18 protein-coding genes and 1 tRNA gene are annotated in these 14821 nt (G+C 72.3%); 7 read left to right on the top strand and 12 right to left on the bottom strand.

From position 1 onward, the window contains the following. The first annotated feature begins 6 nt into the window (after nucleotides 1-6). Together R2J75_RS03375 and R2J75_RS03380 are read left to right on the top strand one after the other, a co-directional pair. Nucleotides 7-1455 (top strand): polysaccharide deacetylase family protein, encoded by a 1449-nt coding sequence (locus R2J75_RS03375; protein ID WP_316411073.1) that lies wholly within the window; start codon nucleotides 7-9, stop codon nucleotides 1453-1455. Next, nucleotides 1448-2209 carry a glycosyltransferase family 2 protein gene (locus R2J75_RS03380; RefSeq protein ID WP_316411074.1) on the top strand — a complete coding sequence of 254 codons (762 nt, stop codon included), beginning with the start codon at nucleotides 1448-1450 and terminating at the stop codon, nucleotides 2207-2209. The genes R2J75_RS03375 and R2J75_RS03380 overlap by 8 nt, the downstream gene beginning before the upstream one ends. On the opposite strand, the gene R2J75_RS03385 is transcribed toward R2J75_RS03380, so the two are convergent. The 3 genes from R2J75_RS03385 to R2J75_RS03395 are packed head-to-tail and all read right to left on the bottom strand — an operon-like array spanning nucleotide 2158 to nucleotide 3660. Further along, nucleotides 2158-2604 (bottom strand): ankyrin repeat domain-containing protein, encoded by a 447-nt coding sequence (locus R2J75_RS03385; RefSeq protein ID WP_243331193.1) that lies wholly within the window; start codon nucleotides 2602-2604, stop codon nucleotides 2158-2160. The genes R2J75_RS03380 and R2J75_RS03385 overlap by 52 nt on opposite strands. Nucleotides 2605-2624: 20 nt before the next feature. After that, the gene (locus R2J75_RS03390) at nucleotides 2625-2897 is read right to left on the bottom strand and encodes a phosphopantetheine-binding protein (protein WP_243331191.1); all 273 of its coding nucleotides are present in this window, start codon (nucleotides 2895-2897) and stop codon (nucleotides 2625-2627) included. Continuing rightward, nucleotides 2872-3660, bottom strand: coding sequence for a lysophospholipid acyltransferase family protein (locus R2J75_RS03395; protein ID WP_316411075.1), 789 nt, complete (start codon nucleotides 3658-3660; stop codon nucleotides 2872-2874). The genes R2J75_RS03390 and R2J75_RS03395 overlap by 26 nt, the downstream gene beginning before the upstream one ends. Before the next feature lie 119 nt (nucleotides 3661-3779). Here R2J75_RS03395 and R2J75_RS03400 point away from each other — a divergent pair, with 119 nt between their 5' ends. Then, nucleotides 3780-4067, top strand: a complete 288-nt coding sequence (locus tag R2J75_RS03400) for a hypothetical protein (RefSeq protein ID WP_243331187.1) — start codon at nucleotides 3780-3782, stop codon at nucleotides 4065-4067. On the opposite strand, the gene R2J75_RS03405 is transcribed toward R2J75_RS03400, so the two are convergent. The 9 genes from R2J75_RS03405 to R2J75_RS03445 form a co-directional block, all read right to left on the bottom strand. After that, nucleotides 4042-4803 carry a GNAT family N-acetyltransferase gene (locus tag R2J75_RS03405; protein WP_316411076.1) on the bottom strand — a complete coding sequence of 254 codons (762 nt, stop codon included), beginning with the start codon at nucleotides 4801-4803 and terminating at the stop codon, nucleotides 4042-4044. The genes R2J75_RS03400 and R2J75_RS03405 overlap by 26 nt on opposite strands. Nucleotides 4804-4870: 67 nt before the next feature. Next, nucleotides 4871-5503, bottom strand: a complete 633-nt coding sequence (locus R2J75_RS03410) for a YqiA/YcfP family alpha/beta fold hydrolase (protein WP_243331184.1) — start codon at nucleotides 5501-5503, stop codon at nucleotides 4871-4873. Further along, nucleotides 5500-6438: an ACP S-malonyltransferase gene (gene fabD / locus R2J75_RS03415; RefSeq protein ID WP_243331183.1), complete on the bottom strand. Its 939-nt coding sequence runs from the start codon at nucleotides 6436-6438 to the stop codon at nucleotides 5500-5502. Before fabD ends, R2J75_RS03410 begins: the two co-directional genes overlap by 4 nt. Nucleotides 6439-6508: 70 nt before the next feature. Beyond that, entirely contained in the window at nucleotides 6509-7174 is a 666-nt protein-coding gene (gene tsf, locus R2J75_RS03420) for a translation elongation factor Ts (RefSeq protein ID WP_243331181.1), read from the bottom strand. An 88-nt stretch (nucleotides 7175-7262) separates the two neighbouring features. Then, nucleotides 7263-8021 (bottom strand): 30S ribosomal protein S2, encoded by a 759-nt coding sequence (rpsB, locus tag R2J75_RS03425; RefSeq protein ID WP_243331179.1) that lies wholly within the window; start codon nucleotides 8019-8021, stop codon nucleotides 7263-7265. A 142-nt stretch (nucleotides 8022-8163) separates the two neighbouring features. After that, nucleotides 8164-8556 carry a 30S ribosomal protein S9 gene (gene rpsI / locus R2J75_RS03430; RefSeq protein WP_243331177.1) on the bottom strand — a complete coding sequence of 131 codons (393 nt, stop codon included), beginning with the start codon at nucleotides 8554-8556 and terminating at the stop codon, nucleotides 8164-8166. A 22-nt stretch (nucleotides 8557-8578) separates the two neighbouring features. Then, nucleotides 8579-9016, bottom strand: a complete 438-nt coding sequence (gene rplM / locus R2J75_RS03435) for a 50S ribosomal protein L13 (protein WP_243331176.1) — start codon at nucleotides 9014-9016, stop codon at nucleotides 8579-8581. 104 nt (nucleotides 9017-9120) lie between these two features. Continuing rightward, nucleotides 9121-10200 (bottom strand): hypothetical protein, encoded by a 1080-nt coding sequence (locus tag R2J75_RS03440; RefSeq protein WP_243331174.1) that lies wholly within the window; start codon nucleotides 10198-10200, stop codon nucleotides 9121-9123. 82 nt (nucleotides 10201-10282) lie between these two features. Continuing rightward, nucleotides 10283-10864 (bottom strand): gamma carbonic anhydrase family protein, encoded by a 582-nt coding sequence (locus R2J75_RS03445; protein ID WP_243331172.1) that lies wholly within the window; start codon nucleotides 10862-10864, stop codon nucleotides 10283-10285. 58 nt (nucleotides 10865-10922) lie between these two features. Between R2J75_RS03445 and R2J75_RS03450 the strand changes: the two genes are divergently transcribed. The 4 genes from R2J75_RS03450 to efp all read left to right on the top strand — a co-directional run bounded on the left by R2J75_RS03450 (nucleotide 10923) and on the right by efp (nucleotide 14811). Further along, the gene (locus R2J75_RS03450; protein ID WP_316411077.1) at nucleotides 10923-12137 is read left to right on the top strand and encodes a pyridoxal phosphate-dependent aminotransferase; all 1215 of its coding nucleotides are present in this window, start codon (nucleotides 10923-10925) and stop codon (nucleotides 12135-12137) included. Nucleotides 12138-12234: 97 nt separating this feature from the next. After that, entirely contained in the window at nucleotides 12235-14061 is a 1827-nt protein-coding gene (locus tag R2J75_RS03455) for a TonB-dependent receptor domain-containing protein (RefSeq protein ID WP_243331167.1), read from the top strand. A 40-nt stretch (nucleotides 14062-14101) separates the two neighbouring features. Continuing rightward, nucleotides 14102-14176, top strand: a tRNA-Val gene (locus R2J75_RS03460). Nucleotides 14177-14244: 68 nt separating this feature from the next. Beyond that, nucleotides 14245-14811: an elongation factor P gene (gene efp, locus R2J75_RS03465; protein ID WP_243331166.1), complete on the top strand. Its 567-nt coding sequence runs from the start codon at nucleotides 14245-14247 to the stop codon at nucleotides 14809-14811. Nucleotides 14812-14821 lie beyond the last annotated feature (10 nt).

The following is a 14821-nucleotide window of genomic DNA, read 5'->3' on the forward strand; positions in this document are numbered from 1 at the left end:
CCACACATGCGATTCCCCCTGTCCGCGGCCCACCTGACCGGTCTGGCCGCCTTCCAGCTGGCGCTCGGCCTCTTGTTCGTTGATCCGCGCCTGGCGGCGATCCCGCTGGCCGCCTTCGTCCTCCTCACGCTCCTCGCGCCCCTCTTTCCCGCCTTCCCGTACTTCCTGCCCATCGTCACCCACGGCGACCGGCGGCGGCCCCGGGTGGCCCTCAGCTTCGACGACGGGCCCGATCCCGAGGTGACCCCCCGCGTTCTCGACCTGCTGGACGAGGCCGGCGTCAAGGCGGTGTTCTTCATGGTGGCCCGGAAGGCCGAGGCCCACCCGGACCTGGTGCGCGAGGTGCTGGCCCGGGGGCACGCCGTGGGCAACCACAGCCTGCGCCACGACACCCTCCTCATGCTCAAGGGGCCCCGGGCCCTGCGGGCGGACATCGTCGAATCCCAGGCCGTCTTCCGGCGCCTGGGGGTCGTGCCCCGGGCCTTCCGGCCCCCCGTCGGCATCACGAACCCCGACCTCTGGAACGTGCTCCTGGACGAGGGTCTCTTCTGCATGAACTTCAGCTGCCGGGCCGGTGACCTGGGCAACCGCCGCGTCCAGGGCCTTGCCGCCCGCATCCTGGGCCGGGTGCGCCCCGGGGACCTCCTCCTCCTCCACGACGGCCGGCCCCCGCGCCTGGACGTCGACCAGCTGCTGGGCGAGCTGAGGGCGCTCCTGCAGGGGCTGCGGGCCCGGAACCTGGAGCTCGTGCCTCCCGGCGTCCTGGTCGGGCGGGAGCTCATGGCCCGCGCCGAAGGGGCCGGCATCGCCGAGCGCTTCTACGACGATCTGGCCGAGGGCTACGACGCCGAGCAGTTCGAGAGTCCCGTCGCCCGGTCCCGCACCCTGGAGCAGCGCCTCTTCCGGGCCCACTGGCCCCGCCTCTCCCTGGGCGCGGGCCGGGTGCTGGAGGTGGGCGCGGGCACGGGCATCTTCACCCTGGAGATCGCCGCGGCCTGCCGGGAAGTGCACGCCCTGGACCTGTCGGAGCGCATGCTCGAGCAGCTTCGCCGCAAGGCGGAGCGGGCCGGCCTGTCCAACATCGTGACCCGCCAGGGCGACGCGGAGCGCCTGCCCCTGGAGGGCCCCTATTCCGTCCTGTGCGCCTTCCTCGCCTTCGAGTATTTCCACGACCTGCCCGGCTTCCTCAAGCGGGTGGGCCCCCACATGGAGCCGGGGGCGCGCCTGTACTTCTGCACGGCCAGGCGCTCCTTCTTCCGGTTCTGGACCCAGGTGGGCAACGCCATGCGCCAGGGCATCTGGCTGCGGGCCCGGAGCCGCCGGGAGGTGGAGGCCATGCTGCGCGAGGCGGGCATCGAGGTGGTGCGGATCGAAGGGCACCTGCTCAAGGTGGCGGGCCTGGGCGGCATGCTGCTGGAGGTGGAGGGCCGCTGGCCGGAGACGCCCCGTGCCTGAGGCGCCCCGGGTCCTGGCCGTCGTGCCCGTGTACAACCATGCGGCCACCCTGCCGGGTGTCGTCCAGGGCCTCCTGGCGCAGGACCTGGACGTGCTCGTCGTGGACGACGGCAGCACCGACGATCCCCTGGCGTCCCTCGGGGGGCTGCCCCTGCGTTCGCTCCGCCTCGACCCCAACCAGGGCAAGGGCGCCGCGCTCCTGGCCGCCGCCCGGTGGGCCCAGGCGGAGGGCTACGACCTCCTCCTGACCCTGGACGCGGACGGCCAGCACCTCCCCGCCGATGCGCCCCGCCTCCTCGCCGAAGCCCGGGCCCACTGGCCGGCCCTCGTGGTGGGGAACCGGGCCATGGAGGACGAGCACGTGCCCTGGTCCAGCCGGTTCGGGCGGGCCTTCTCCAATGGGTGGGTGCGCCTGGAGTGCGGCCGGCGCCTGGGGGACACCCAGAGCGGGTTCCGGGCCTATCCCGTCGCGTTCCTCGTCCGCACGCCCTTCCTGACCCGCCGCTACACCTTCGAGGTGGAGGTGCTCGTGAAGGCGGCCTGGGCGGGCCTTCCCATCCGGGACGTCCCCGTGCGGGTGATCTACCCGCCGGCCGGCGAGCGGATCTCCCATTTCCGGGCCTTCCGGGACAACGCCCGGCTCACCGCCCTCCACACCTGGCTGGTGACGTGCCGTCTGTGGGCGCTGGCGACGGGCCGGTCCTACTTGGGCAGGAGGGCCACGACCTCGGCGAAGGAGAAGGACTCGGCGTAGTCCCGGGCGGTCTGGCCCTTGGAATCCTTGAGCGCCGGATCGGCCTTGTGGTCGAGCAGGGCCTTCACGATCTTCGCGTGGCCGTAGTACGCGGCGAGGATGAGGGGGGACGTGCCGGGCTGGTAGCGGCCGTACGACTTGATGGTGAGGAGGTTGGGATCGGCGCCCCGCTCCAGGAGGAGGACCGCGGCCTTCTCCTGGCCGTAGTAGCAGGCCCAGAGCAGGGGGGTCCAGCCCCACTTGTCGATGTCGTTCACCTTCTCGCCCGCTTCCATGAGCTGGGTCATCTGGGCGATGTTGCCGTCCAGGGCCGCGCGGGAGAGTTTCGTGCCACCCTGCAGCGCCGGGGCGCAGAGGACCATGGTCAAAGCGGGGACGAGGACGCGGAGGTTCATGTTTTATCCTGGGAAGGCCCTCAGCATAGCAGGCCTTCGCGCCGCTGGTTCACCCAGGCCGCCAGATTCGCGGCCGTGTCCAGCCGCCCCTGGAAGGGGCCCGCCTCCCCGATCTCCACCCCGTACCGCGCCCGCAGGGCGATGCTCAGCTCCAGGGCATCGATGGAATCGAGCCCCAGGCCCCCCTGGAAGAGGGGCTGGGCGTCGCCGATGGCCTCCGGCGTCAGGTCCTCCAGGCCGAGGGACTGGATGACGAGGCACTTGATCTCATGGGGCGTGACGGGGGGCATCATGCGGAGCCTGCTGGAAGAGGCCCTCGAGGGCCTGGGTGAGCCGGCGGGACCTCCGGCCCAGGGGGTCCCCCGCGGGGAGGCCCTCCGGGCGCGGCAGGGCCCGCGCGCTGCGGATGCGGAAGACGACCGTCTCCGCCGGGATGTGGTACCACCGGTGCCCCTTGGCCAGGAGGGGCGGGTCGGCGGTGATGTGGAAGGCGAAGATGGGGGCGCCCGAGGCCAGGGCCAGATGGGCCGAACCCCGGTGGAACCGCCGCCGCTGCCCCGGGAGCGTGCGGGTGCCGTCCGGGAAGATGATGAGGGTCTTGCCGGCGGCGAGGGCGGCCTGCCCCGAGGCCAGCGTCCGCTCGGGATCGATGTTGGGGATGAACCCCGCGCTGCGCACGAGGGGCCCGAAGAAGGGATTGCGCCAGACCCCCTCCTTGACCACGCAGATGGCGCCCGGCAGCAGGGCGATGAGGATGACGATGTCCAGGTACGAGGGGTGGTCGGCCAGGACGAGGGACCCCCCCAGGGCCTCCATGCCAGGCAGGTCCTCCGCCTCCACCCGCAGGATGCCCGACCCCTCCAGTCCCAGGACGAAGCCCCGGAAGAACCGGCTGATCATCCGGGCGGAGCGGGCCTGGGCGGCGGCGGGGTCCCCCCGCCGGAGGGCCAGGAAGGGCAGGACGAGGAAGGAGGCCAGGGCGCCCCCGATGGCCAGCAGGGCGAACAAGGCTCCGCTCACGAGGATCTTCAGCCATCTCCTGAGGGTGCGCGACATCCGTGGTTCCATCCAGCCGGGGTGAAGGCCCAGTATGCCGGAAACCCGATCCCCCGGGAGGTGGGGGCGGACGGATGGCCCGCGGGGACCGGAGCATGCATAATGGGCCGGAGGTGCCCATGCTCCGCCCCCTGCTCCTGGCGCTGGTCGTGTCCTTCCCGCCCGTCGCGGCCGAGGAAGGGGTCAAGGATGGGCTCAAGACCGCCGGCCGGGAGGTGGGTCACGCCTTCCGGGACGGCGGCAAGCAGGTGGGTCACGCGGCCCGGGACGGGGCCAAGGCCGTCGGCCGGGGGGCCAAGAAGGCCGGGAAAGCCGTCGGTCACGCGGCCAAGAAGGTGGGCCAGGGCTTCAAGGAGGGCGGCAAGGCCGTCGGCAAAGGCGTCAAGGATGCGGTGAAGGGGGATTGAGGGGGGCGCCCTCGGCCCAGGGCGACAGGCGCTCGCCCAGGGTTCCGATCGTACGGAAGCCCATGCGGGCGTACACCGGGACGCCCATGCGGGAGCCATAGAGGGCCAGGCGTTCCAGGCCCCAGGCCTGGGCCCGGGCCACGCAGGCCCCGACGGCCGCCGCGGCCAGGCCCCGGCCCCGATAGGCCGGCAGGGTGGCCACGTTGTGGACGCCGCCCGTGCCTTCACCCGGAGTGACGAGGGCCGTCGCGACCGGTGCGCCGTCCATCCACACCAGGTAGGCCACCGAACCCACCCGGCGCAGGAGGGGCCGCCACACCGCCGCTTCCGCCGCCGCCCCCGCCCCGAAGATCTCCCCCGTGAGGGCGGACCAGGCGGCCAGATCCTCCGGCCCGGCCTCCGCGACCCGGGCGCCCGCGGGGGGGGGCGGGACCGCCGCCCCGGCCAGATCCAGCACCATCTCCCGCGTGGCCTCCACCCGCACGTAGCCGGCGCCGGCGAGGGGGCCGGGGTCCGCGTCCGCCGGCAGGTACCACCGGTGCTGCCGGTCCCCGAAGAAGGTCCAGGCCCGGGCCAGGCTTTCGGGCGAGGGCAGCCCCCAGGCCAGGTTGAGGACCGGCGCCGGCACGGGGGTGCGGATGGCCTGGAGGGCCGGCGTCTCCAGCACCGCCCACCCCGGTTCATCCTCGACCCGGCGCGCGGCCCAGAGCAGGTTGGCCTCGAGGGGACTGTCCATGGCTTCCTCCATGCCAGCCTTGGATGGCGCCAGGGGGCAGGGGGGTTCCTCGGTGGAGCGGGGCCCCTCAGCCCTGGAAAGCCGCCTCCAGGAGGCCATCCAGGACGGCCAGGGAAGCGGGATCCAGGAGGCCGTGGTCGTCGTCCACCACGCGCAGGTCGGCGCCGGGGTTGGCCGCGACGAAGGCCTCGCTCTCCGCCAGGGGCACGGCCTCGTCCCGCCGGCCGTGCAGGATGGCCACGGGCACGGACAGGTGCCAGGTGCGATCGTCCCTCCAGGCGGGTAGATCCTCCAGCAGGTCCCGCTGGAGCACCGTCCAGGCGTTGCGGGCGTAGTGGAAGGTGGGCATGGTGCCCCGCCGCCGGTAGCCGGCCCAGCGGGGCCCCGCGAGGCGGCGCAGGGAGAAGCCGAAGGCCGGGGCCAGGAGGATGAGGCCCCGCAGGGCCGTTCCCCGGTGGGCCACGGCGGCGGCCACCAGGCCGCCCAGGCTGCTGCCCACCACCACGGCCGGGGGCAGGCCAGCCAGCAGCGTCTCCACCGCCTCCACCTGAGCCGTCACCGTCAGGTGCTCGAAATCCGGCAGGTTCAGGTCGGGGGCGTGGAAGGGGAGGCCCCGCGCCTCGGCCCACCGGCGGCAGTGGGTGCCCTTGCTGCCGCCGGGGCCGGACGCGAAGCCGTGCAGGTATACGAGGGGGGTCACGCCAGGGCGGCCAGGTCCTCGGGACCGCCGATGGAGAAGGCGGCCACCTCGAGGCCCGCTTCCTTGGCCTGGCGCTTCACCAGGCCGCTCAGGACCTTGCCGGGGCCGAGCTCGTAGAAGGTCGTCACGCCCTGCTGCAGCAGGAGGGCCGTGAGGGCCTCCCAGCGCACGGCGCCGGGGATCTGGCGGACCAGCCCGTCCCGCAGGGCCTCGGGCTCGCTCACGAGGGCGGCGTCCACGTTGTTGGCCAGGGGGCAAACGGGCTTCGCGAAGGCCAGGGCGGCCAGCACGGGGGCCATGGCGGCCTGGGCGGGCTCCATGAGGGGGCTGTGGAAGGGGGCGCTCACGGGGAGCTTCATCATCTTGCGCACGCCCCGGGCCTTGAGCAGCTCGATGGCGGCGTCCACGCCCTCCACGTGGCCGGCGATCACGATCTGGCCGGGGCCGTTGAAGTTGGCCGGCACGGCCACCTTGCCCGTCTGGCTTTGGGCCTGGGCGCAGGCGGCCTCCACGTCGGCCGCGGCGGCGCCCAGGATGGCGGCCATGGCCCCCACGCCCACGGGCACGGCGGTCTGCATGGCCTGGCCCCGCTCGCGCACGGTGCGCACGGCGTCGGCGAAGGTGAGGGCGCCGCTGGCCACCAGGGCGCTGTACTCGCCCAGGCTGTGCCCGGCGACGAAGTCGGGCCGGGGCAGGCGGTCGCCGTAGGCGCGCACCACCATGGTGCTGTGGGTGAGGATGGCGGGCTGGGTGTGCTCGGTGAGCTTGAGCACCTCCTCCGGGCCCTGGGCCATGACCGTGGAGAGGGTGAAGCCGAGGGCCTCGTCGGCCTCCCGGAGGACGGCCTTGGCGGCGGGTTCGGCCTCGGCGAGGGCCATGCCCATGCCCACGGCCTGGGAGCCCTGCCCGGGGAACAACCACGCGGTCTTGCTCATGTATGCCTCCTGAATGAACGAGGGCGGCCCAGGGCCGCCCTCTCGTTCGTACCGTTTCGTGCTGGAATCCCTACTGCTGGGCGGCGGCGGCCTGGGCGGCCACTTCCGCGGCGAAGTCATCCTTGCGCTTCTCGAGGCCCTCGCCGAGGACGTACTTGGTGAAGCGGCGGATGCTGAGCTTCTCGCCGATCTCGGCGGTCTTGGTGGCCAGGTGCTGGGCGACGGTCACATCGCCGTTCATGATGAACTTCTGCTCGAGCAGGCAGACCTCTTCGAAGATCTTGTTCATCTTGCCTTCGACGATCTTCTCGACGACGGCGGCGGGCTTGCCGGTGGCCTGGGCCTGGGCGGTGGCGATCTCCTTTTCCTTGGCCAGGAAATCGGCGGTCACCTCGTCCTTGCCGACGAACTGGGGCGCGGGGTCGTGGGCCGCCACGTGCATGGCGATCTCGCGGACCAGGCGCTGGAAGTTCTCGGTGCGGGCCACGAAGTCGGTCTCGCAGTTCAGCTCGATCAGCACGCCGACGCGGCCGCCGGGGTGGATGTAGGCTTCGACGATGCCTTCGGCGGCGATGCGGCCGGCCTTGGCGGCGGAGGCGGCGAGGCCCTTCTTGCGAAGGTAGTCGATGGCCTTCTCCATGTCGCCGCCGTTCTCCTCGAGGGCCTTCTTGCAGTCCATCATGCCGAGACCGGTCTTGTCGCGGAGGGCCTTCACGTCCTGGGCGGTGTAGCTCATAGGGGTACTCCTGTCAGTGAATGTCGTGGGAAGGACGAAGCGGTCAGGGGCCTGGCCGGAGCCGGCGCCTGACCGCTCTCCAGGAAGCCTAGGCTTCGGCGCCCTCGTTCATCTTCTCGGCCATCATGGCCTTCATCTGCTCGTTGTCGCCCTTGTCCTGGAAGGACTGGCGGCCCTCGAGGACGGAGTCGGCGACGCGCTCGGAGAAGAGCAGGATGGAGCGGATGGCGTCGTCGTTGGCGGGGATCACGTAGTCGATCTTGTCGGGGTCGCAGTTGGTGTCGACCAGGCCGACGATCTTGATGCCCAGCTTGGCGGCCTCGGTGATGGCGATGTCCTCGCGGTGGGGATCGATCACGAAGATGACGTCGGGCACGTTGCGCATGTCGCGGATGCCGGCGAAGCTGGCTTCCAGCTTGGCCTTGGCCCGGTTCAGGTTCAGGATCTCCTTCTTGGAGAGCTGGGCGGTGCGGGCGGGATCGTTCAGGGTCGCCTCGATGTCGCGCAGCTTGTCCAGGGACTTCTTGATGGTGGCAAAGTTGGTGAGCATGCCGCCCAGCCACCGGTTGTTCACGTAGAAGGCGCCGCAGCGCTGGGCCTGCTCGGCGATGAGCTCCTGGGCCTGGGGCTTGGTGGCGACGAACAGGAAGGTCTTGCCCTCGCTGGCGGCCTTGGTCAGGAAGTTGGCGGCGGTGTTCCAGAGGCGCAGGGTCTTCTGGAGGTCGATGATGTAGATGCTGTTGCGCGCGCCGAAGATGTACTTCTTCATCTTGGGGTTCCAGCGCTTCGTCTGGTGCCCGAAGTGCACGCCGGCTTCGAGCAGTTCCTTCATCTGGATGGCAGCCATGATGGCCTCCCTTGGAATGCGGCGGATGCCGCGGGGGATGAAAGGCGAAGGGGAGAACCTCCGCCCGGATCGGTCCCGGTGGGGACCCGTGAACACACGAACGGGGAGATCGAATCTCCCCGTCCCTGGAAGCTGAGAAAGACTAGCGCTTCGAGAACTGGAAGCGGCGACGGGCGCCCATCTGACCGGGCTTCTTGCGCTCCTTCATGCGAGGATCGCGGGTCAGCAGGCCGGCCTGGCGGAGCAGGCTCTTGAGCTGGTCGTTGTAACCCAGGAGGGCGCGGGAGAGGCCCATGCGGATGGCGGAAGCCTGGCCGGCGGGGCCGCCGCCGTTGACCGTCACGACGAGGTCGAACTTCCCGTCGAGCTCGGCCATGACCAGGGGCTGGTGCACGACCATGCGGAGCACGGCGTTGGGGAAGTAGTTCTCGAGGGTGCGGCCGTTCACGGTGACCTTGCCGGTGCCGGGGCGCAGGAAGACGCGGGCGGTGCAGCTCTTGCGGCGGCCGGTTCCGTAGTTCTGGGAAATCGCCATGGGGTGCCTCAGGAAATTCGGTTTAGAGCTTGATGGCCAGGGTTTCGGGCTGCTGGGACTGCTGCTGATGCTCGGCGCCCTCGTAGACCTTGAGCTTCCGGTACATCTGGCGGCCCAGGGGGCCCTTGGGGAGCATGCCCTTCACGGCGCTCTCGATGATGCGGCCGGGGAAGGTCTTCTTCATGACGTCGGCCCGCACCTCGACCATGGAGCCGGGCTGGGTCGTCGTGCGGCGGTAGAACTTCTGGCTGCCCTTCTTGCCGGTGAACACGGCCTTGGCGGCGTTGATCACCACGACGTGGTCGCCCATGTCGAGGAAGGGGGTCCAGGTGGGCTTGTTCTTGCCCGAGAGCACCTCGGCCACGGCCGAGCTCAGGCGGCCCACGGGCAGCCCGGTGGCGTCGACGACGTACCACTTGCGGTTGATCTGATCCTGGGCTTTGGGGAAATAGGTGCTCATGTCCGAACTCCGGGAACCTTGCGAAAGCGGAACTGGATCCATCTAAAAGCCGCCCATCTCTCTGACGGGCAGAACATTCACCATATCGTTGATCCCACCTAGGGTCAAGGGCGGAATTGGAAAAGGTTCCAGAGTTCCTGGGCCACCCGGGAGGCCCCCAGGCCGTCCACCAGGGCCATGCCGTCCCGCACCTGCTCCTGGCGCGTCTCCTGGCCCTCGGGGCCCAGCCACTGCGCCAGCGCGTCCCGGGTCGCGCCCAGGTCCGCCTCCGGCCCGATGCCCAGGTCCAGGTTGCCCCCGTGGCGGGCGATGTCCGACAGCATGGCGGCCTGGCGCTCGTTCTGGCTCCAGGTGGCGGCGGGCACGCCCATGCACTGGGCCTCGGCCAGGGTCAGGCCGCCGGCGCACCAGAGGGCGTCGTACTCGGGGATGCGGCGGGTCAGGCCCGGCAGGCTCCGGATCACCTTGCAGCCGGCGAAGGGGCTGCCCTCGTCCCCCTGGGGGGCGAGGACCGTGCAGGTGCCGGTCCAGCGGCCGGTGCGCGCCAGCTCGCCCAGCACCTGCAGGGCGCGGGCGGCGAGGCCGGGCCCGTCGGAACCGCCGAAGGTCACGAGGAGCTTGTGGACGGCCAGGGGCTGCAGGGGCTCGCGGCGGGGGCGCAGTTCCAGCGCGGCGGGATCCACCACCACGAAGGAGGTGCCCCGCAGCACGCGGCACGCGCCGCGCTTCGTCTCCAGGGGCCGGACCTTGCGCCCGTCCACGGTCCGCAGGGGGGACGCGGGCCAGCTCACCCCCTCCAGGTACGGCTGGAAGAGCACGTCCGCGGCCTCGTGGGCGTCGCCCTCGTCCTCGTGGAGGGCCACCTGGAGGGGGCGCGCGCCGGCCACGTCCTCGGCCGCGGTGTCCCAGTGGTCCAGGAGGACGACGCCGGGCTCTCCCTTGAGGGCGGGGGGCAGGGGGGCGTGGAGGTCCTCCCCCAGGTCCACCACCTCGCAGGGCAGGGGGGCGCCGGTGAAGGGGTGCTCGCCCCGGCCCAGGGTGCGGGCGCGGGCGTCCCCGCTGACGGCGAGGAGGGCCCGGCCGCCCAGGGCCCGCCAGGATGCCTGCAGCACCAGGGCACGGGCGACGTGGCCGAAGCCGAGTCGGAGGTCGGTGTGGACGCGGAGGATGAGGAGGGGGCTCATGGGTGTGGAATATTCAATGATGGACAGCATAGCCTCAAACCGCGCCCGCGCCGCCGGGGAAATCCGGCCCCCGCCGCCGGGGTCAGGGGGCCTCGTGGCCGTCCGCGAATCCCGGGCTCGGGAAGGCCGCCTCCGGGGCCACGGCCATGGGCCAGCCGTCCTTGAAATAGGCCTCCTTGTACTTCACGTACCGGGCGCTGACGGTCTGGATCAGCTCCCGCTGGGCGGCCTTCACCTCGCCCTTCACCTGGGCCGGCCACCCCGCCACCAGGGTCCCGGCGGGGGCCTTGAAGCCCTCCCGGAGCAGGGACCCGGCCGCCACCAGGCAGCCTTCGCCCACCTCCGCCCCGTCCATGATGGTCGTGCTCATGCCCACGAGGGCGCCCCGCCGGACGATGCAGCCGTGGAGCATCACGTTGTGGGCGATGCTCACATCGTCCTCCAGGGTCAGCGACCAGCGGCCGTTGGTGACGTGGAGGCAGCTGAAGTCCTGGATGTTCACCCGCGCGCCGATGCGGATGGCGTTCACGTCCCCGCGCAGCACGCAGTTGAACCACACGGAGCAGTCGTCGCCCAGGACCACGTCGCCGAGGACCGTGGCGTTGGGCGCCACGAGGACGCGGCGGCCGACGCGGGGGGCCATGCCTTGGAAGGGCAGAATCATGGAGCACCTCCGCTCCACCCTACCGGATGGTGTACGGTGGATGCCAGCGAGGTTCCCCGTGTCCGAACATCTGGTTCCCAGCCGCCGGGGCCTGCCCGGCAACGACCCCATCTTCGCCCTGGACGCCGAGGCCCGGCGCCGCAAGCTGGCGGGTGAAACGGTGGTCAACGCCACCCTGGGCGCCCTGACCGGCGATGACGGCCGCCTGGTCATCCTCGAGCCCGTCATGCGGGCCTGGGCGGACCTGACCCCGGCCGAGGTGGCCCCCTACGCGCCCATCGCCGGGGACCCGGCCTTCCTGGACGCCCTCGTGGCCCGGCACTGGCCCGGCGAGGCCTGCCGTTCCGGCTGCGCCACCCCGGGCGGCAGCGGCGCCCTCGGCCTCTCGGCCCGCGCCTTCCTGGAGCCGGGCATGGCCGTCCTGGCCGCGGGTCCCTGCTGGGGCCCCTACCGGACCCTGGCCGGAGAGGCCGGCTGCGGCCTCGTCACCGCCCCCTTCCCCGAACCGGGCCGCCCCCTCGATCTCGCCGCCTGGGAGGCCGCGGCCTCGGCCCTCCTCGCCCGCCAGGGCCGGCTCCTCGTGTGGCTCAACGATCCCTGCCACAACCCCACCGGGCGCAGCCTCAGCGCCGCCGACCGGCAGGCCCTCCATGGCCTGCTGGAGGCCCTGGCGGCCCGGGGTCCCGCCACCCTCCTCCTGGACCTGGCCTACCAGGACTACACGCCGGACCCCGCCCACGTGCGGGCGGCCTTGGACGACCACGCGCGCCTGGGCCGGGCCGGCCGGGTCCTGGCGGGGGCCTGCCTCTCCCTCTCCAAGGCCCTCACCCTGTACGGCGGCCGGGGCGGCGCCCTCGCCTTCCCGTGGACCGACGACGCCGATCTCCGGGCGGCCCTGGGCGCCTGCTGCCGGGGCCTCTGGTCCAACGCCCCGCGGGCCCCCCAGGCCGTGCTGCTGCGCCTCCTCGGCGACCCCGCCCTGCGGGAGGCCCTCGCGGCGGCCCACCGGACCTGGTCCGAGATCCTGCGGAGCCGCGCGGCGGCCCTCGACGCGGCCATGCGGGCCGAAGGCCTGGACGGCATCACCTGGCAGGGCGGGTTCTTCACCGCGCTGCCCGGCGATCCGGGCGGAAGCCTGGCGGCCCGCCTCAAGGACCAGGGCGTCTTCGTCGTGCCCCTGCCCGAGGGCATGCGCGTGGGCCTCTGCGCCCTGCGCGCGGATGAGGCCCCCTCCTTTGCTCGGGCGCTGAAGGCCGCTTCCAGCCTGGTTTGAACCCGGCGCCCCCTTCCGGCACCCAAAGGCGCATCGGCTGGCGGCGGGCCCGCGGGAACCTCCCCGCGGCCGGAGGTCTGGCCGGGAAGGGAGATTCATGGTCTGGCGCGCCGGACTTACCTGCATGACGGCCGCGTGGCTGGTGGCGGCACCCCCCCGGGTGGCCTCCCACCCGGGGTCGCGTTCCACCGAGTACTTCGCCCGGGGCCTGGACCTGGCCTCCGGCAGCGACTTCGCCTTCGAGCTGGGGGGCGTGCCCCTGAACCTGCCGGGCCACGTGCGGGGGCCCGGGTTCCTGGACGGCGCCCTGGCCATCCCCGAGCTCCTGGAGCCCCCCGCCTACCTGAAGGGGCCCTACCTGGCCGCGGAGGGGCCCTTCGCCCTCGCCGGCGCCGCCCGCCGGGACCTGGTCCAGCGGCTGGACGCCCCCTTCGTGGGGCTCACCGTGGGCCCCCAGGATTCGGACCGCTTCGCCCGCCTCGTCTACGCGGGCCAGAACGCCGCCCGGGACCTGGTGTTCGGCCTGGAGGCCCGCCGGGACAGCCGGGAATGGCGCGACCAGGGTTCCCGCCGCTTCAATGGCGCCCTGCGCCGGGACGGGCGGAACGCCTGGGGCGCCTGGACCCTCACCCTCCTGGCCTCCGAGGACCGCAGCGACGGCGGCGCCGCCCGGCCCGCGCGCCCCGGGGATCCGGCCCTGCCCACCGTGGAGGACGTGAAGGCCGGGGACGGCGCCCGCAGCCGGCGGCTGCTGGGGGCCTGGCGCCTGCGCACCCCCGGGGGCGGGCGCTACCGGGTCTTCGGCGGGGCCCAGGACACGCGCCTGTGGGCGAACTGGACCTTCTTCCTGCGGGACCCCGTGTGGGGGGACCAGCGGGAGCAGGTGGACCGGCGGATGTTCCTGGGCGTCGACGCCGCCCGGGACTGGACCGGCGGCCGCGGCAACACCCGCTGGGTCCACACCCTGGGCGGGGACCTGCGGGTGGACCGGGTGGCCGCGGTGGAGGTCCACCCCACCGTGGTGCGGGCGCGGGTGGAGGGCGGACCCGCTCCCGCCTTCGCGGCCCGCGGCCTGCTGTACCACGGGGCCCTGCACGCCCAGAGCACCGTGCGCTGGGGCGGCGGCTGGGAGGCCTTCGCCGGGGTGCGCCTGGACGGCCAGGCCAATCGGCCCGGATCCGCCCGGGGCCCCTGGGCGCCCCGGTCCACCTCGTCCGTCCTGGCCAGCCCCCGGGCGGGCCTCGCCTTCTCCCCCGCCGAAGGCACCGTCCTCCGGCTCCAGGGCGGCCTGGGCGTTCGGTCCATGGACCCCTGGCGGGACGGGGTGGCCCAGGCCCGGGCGCGGAGCGTCGAGGCCAGCGTCCAGACCCGCCCCGTCCGAGCCTGGACCGTGGTGCTCACCGCCTACCGGCTGGACCTGGACCGGGAGAACCTCTTCGATCCGGCGGCCGTCGCCTGGACGGCCCGGGGCGCCAGCCGCCACGAGGGCTTCGAACTGCGCAACGACGTCAAGGCGGGGCCCTGGACCCTCGAGGCCCTCTGGGGCTGGGACCGGGCCCGGTTCCGGGCCGATGGGGCGCGGGTGCCCGGCGCCCCCGCCCAGGCCGGCCTGGTGTCCGCCGGCTGGTCCCGGCGGGGCTTTTCGGCCGGCGCGGCCTTCCGGCGGGCCGGGGCGCGGCCCCTGCTTCCGGACGACAGCCTGCGCGCGGGCCGGGAGGACGCCGTGGAGGCGAGGGTCCAGCAGGTCTTCGGGCCGTGGACCGTGGGGGTGCAGGTGGCCAACGCCTTCGGACGCAAGGCGTACAACCAGCAGTTCGCCTACGTGTCCCGCCTGCCCCTGGAGCCCGCCGGCGGCGTCCTGGGCCGGTGCGTCAAGCCCGCGGACCCCCAGCAGTGGCGCCTGGAAATCCGCAGGCGATTCTGAGCTGGACAATGGGGCCCGGTGTGGTATTCTAATGGACCGCGGGCATATAACTCAGCGGTAGAGTGCTATCTTCACACGGTAGAAGTCCCTGGTTCGAACCCAGGTATGCCCACCACCGACACTGGCCCCCGCAACCGGGGGCCTTCCCATTGAAAGACCGCTTTCTCTCCATGAGGTGACCCCATGCCATTCATCAACGCCACGCAGGTGCGCGCGGGGATGATCATCAACTTCGAGGGCGAGCTCTGCCGCGTCATCAGCGTGGAGCACCAGACGCCCGGCAACCTCCCGGCCCGCATCGTCACCAAGATGAAGCGGCTCAAGGACGGCCTCAACCGCGAGAACCGCTTCGGCTCCTCCGACAAGATCGACAAGGCCAGCCTCGAGCAGCACATGATGGAGTTCCTCTACGAGGACGGCGACCATCTCGTGCTCATGAACAACGAGACCTACGAGCAGATGGAAGTCCACAAGGACCTCCTGGGCGAGGACCTGCCCTTCCTCCAGGCCAACATGCAGGTGGAGGTGGAGTTCTACGAGGGCACCCCCCTCTCCATCACCCTGCCCGTCAGCGTCGTGCTCGAGATCGTGGAGACCGACCCCGTCATGAAGAACGCCAACGCGACGGGTTCGTACAAGCCCGCCAAGCTCGAGAACGGCATCACCGTCGGCGTGCCCCCCTACATGGAGGCCGGCGAAAAGATCCGCGTGAACACCGTCGACCGCACCTTCATGGAACGCGTCAAGTAGACCGTCCCAA

This window comes from Mesoterricola sediminis (assembly GCF_030295425.1).
GTDB classification, from domain to species: Bacteria; Acidobacteriota; Holophagae; order Holophagales; family Holophagaceae; genus Mesoterricola; species Mesoterricola sediminis.

Coding starts and splice junctions, on each gene's coding strand:
- R2J75_RS03375 (WP_316411073.1), top strand. CDS start 7: ATGCGATTCCCCCTGTCCGCGGCCCACCTGACCGGTCTGGCCGCCTTC.
- R2J75_RS03385 (WP_243331193.1), bottom strand. CDS start 2,604: ATGAACCTCCGCGTCCTCGTCCCCGCTTTGACCATGGTCCTCTGCGCC.
- R2J75_RS03390 (WP_243331191.1), bottom strand. CDS start 2,897: ATGATGCCCCCCGTCACGCCCCATGAGATCAAGTGCCTCGTCATCCAG.
- R2J75_RS03395 (WP_316411075.1), bottom strand. CDS start 3,660: ATGTCGCGCACCCTCAGGAGATGGCTGAAGATCCTCGTGAGCGGAGCC.
- R2J75_RS03400 (WP_243331187.1), top strand. CDS start 3,780: ATGCTCCGCCCCCTGCTCCTGGCGCTGGTCGTGTCCTTCCCGCCCGTC.
- R2J75_RS03405 (WP_316411076.1), bottom strand. CDS start 4,803: ATGGACAGTCCCCTCGAGGCCAACCTGCTCTGGGCCGCGCGCCGGGTC.
- fabD (WP_243331183.1), bottom strand. CDS start 6,438: ATGAGCAAGACCGCGTGGTTGTTCCCCGGGCAGGGCTCCCAGGCCGTG.
- tsf (WP_243331181.1), bottom strand. CDS start 7,174: ATGAGCTACACCGCCCAGGACGTGAAGGCCCTCCGCGACAAGACCGGT.
- rpsB (WP_243331179.1), bottom strand. CDS start 8,021: ATGGCTGCCATCCAGATGAAGGAACTGCTCGAAGCCGGCGTGCACTTC.
- rpsI (WP_243331177.1), bottom strand. CDS start 8,556: ATGGCGATTTCCCAGAACTACGGAACCGGCCGCCGCAAGAGCTGCACC.
- rplM (WP_243331176.1), bottom strand. CDS start 9,016: ATGAGCACCTATTTCCCCAAAGCCCAGGATCAGATCAACCGCAAGTGG.
- R2J75_RS03440 (WP_243331174.1), bottom strand. CDS start 10,200: ATGAGCCCCCTCCTCATCCTCCGCGTCCACACCGACCTCCGACTCGGC.
- R2J75_RS03445 (WP_243331172.1), bottom strand. CDS start 10,864: ATGATTCTGCCCTTCCAAGGCATGGCCCCCCGCGTCGGCCGCCGCGTC.
- R2J75_RS03455 (WP_243331167.1), top strand. CDS start 12,235: ATGGTCTGGCGCGCCGGACTTACCTGCATGACGGCCGCGTGGCTGGTG.
- efp (WP_243331166.1), top strand. CDS start 14,245: ATGCCATTCATCAACGCCACGCAGGTGCGCGCGGGGATGATCATCAAC.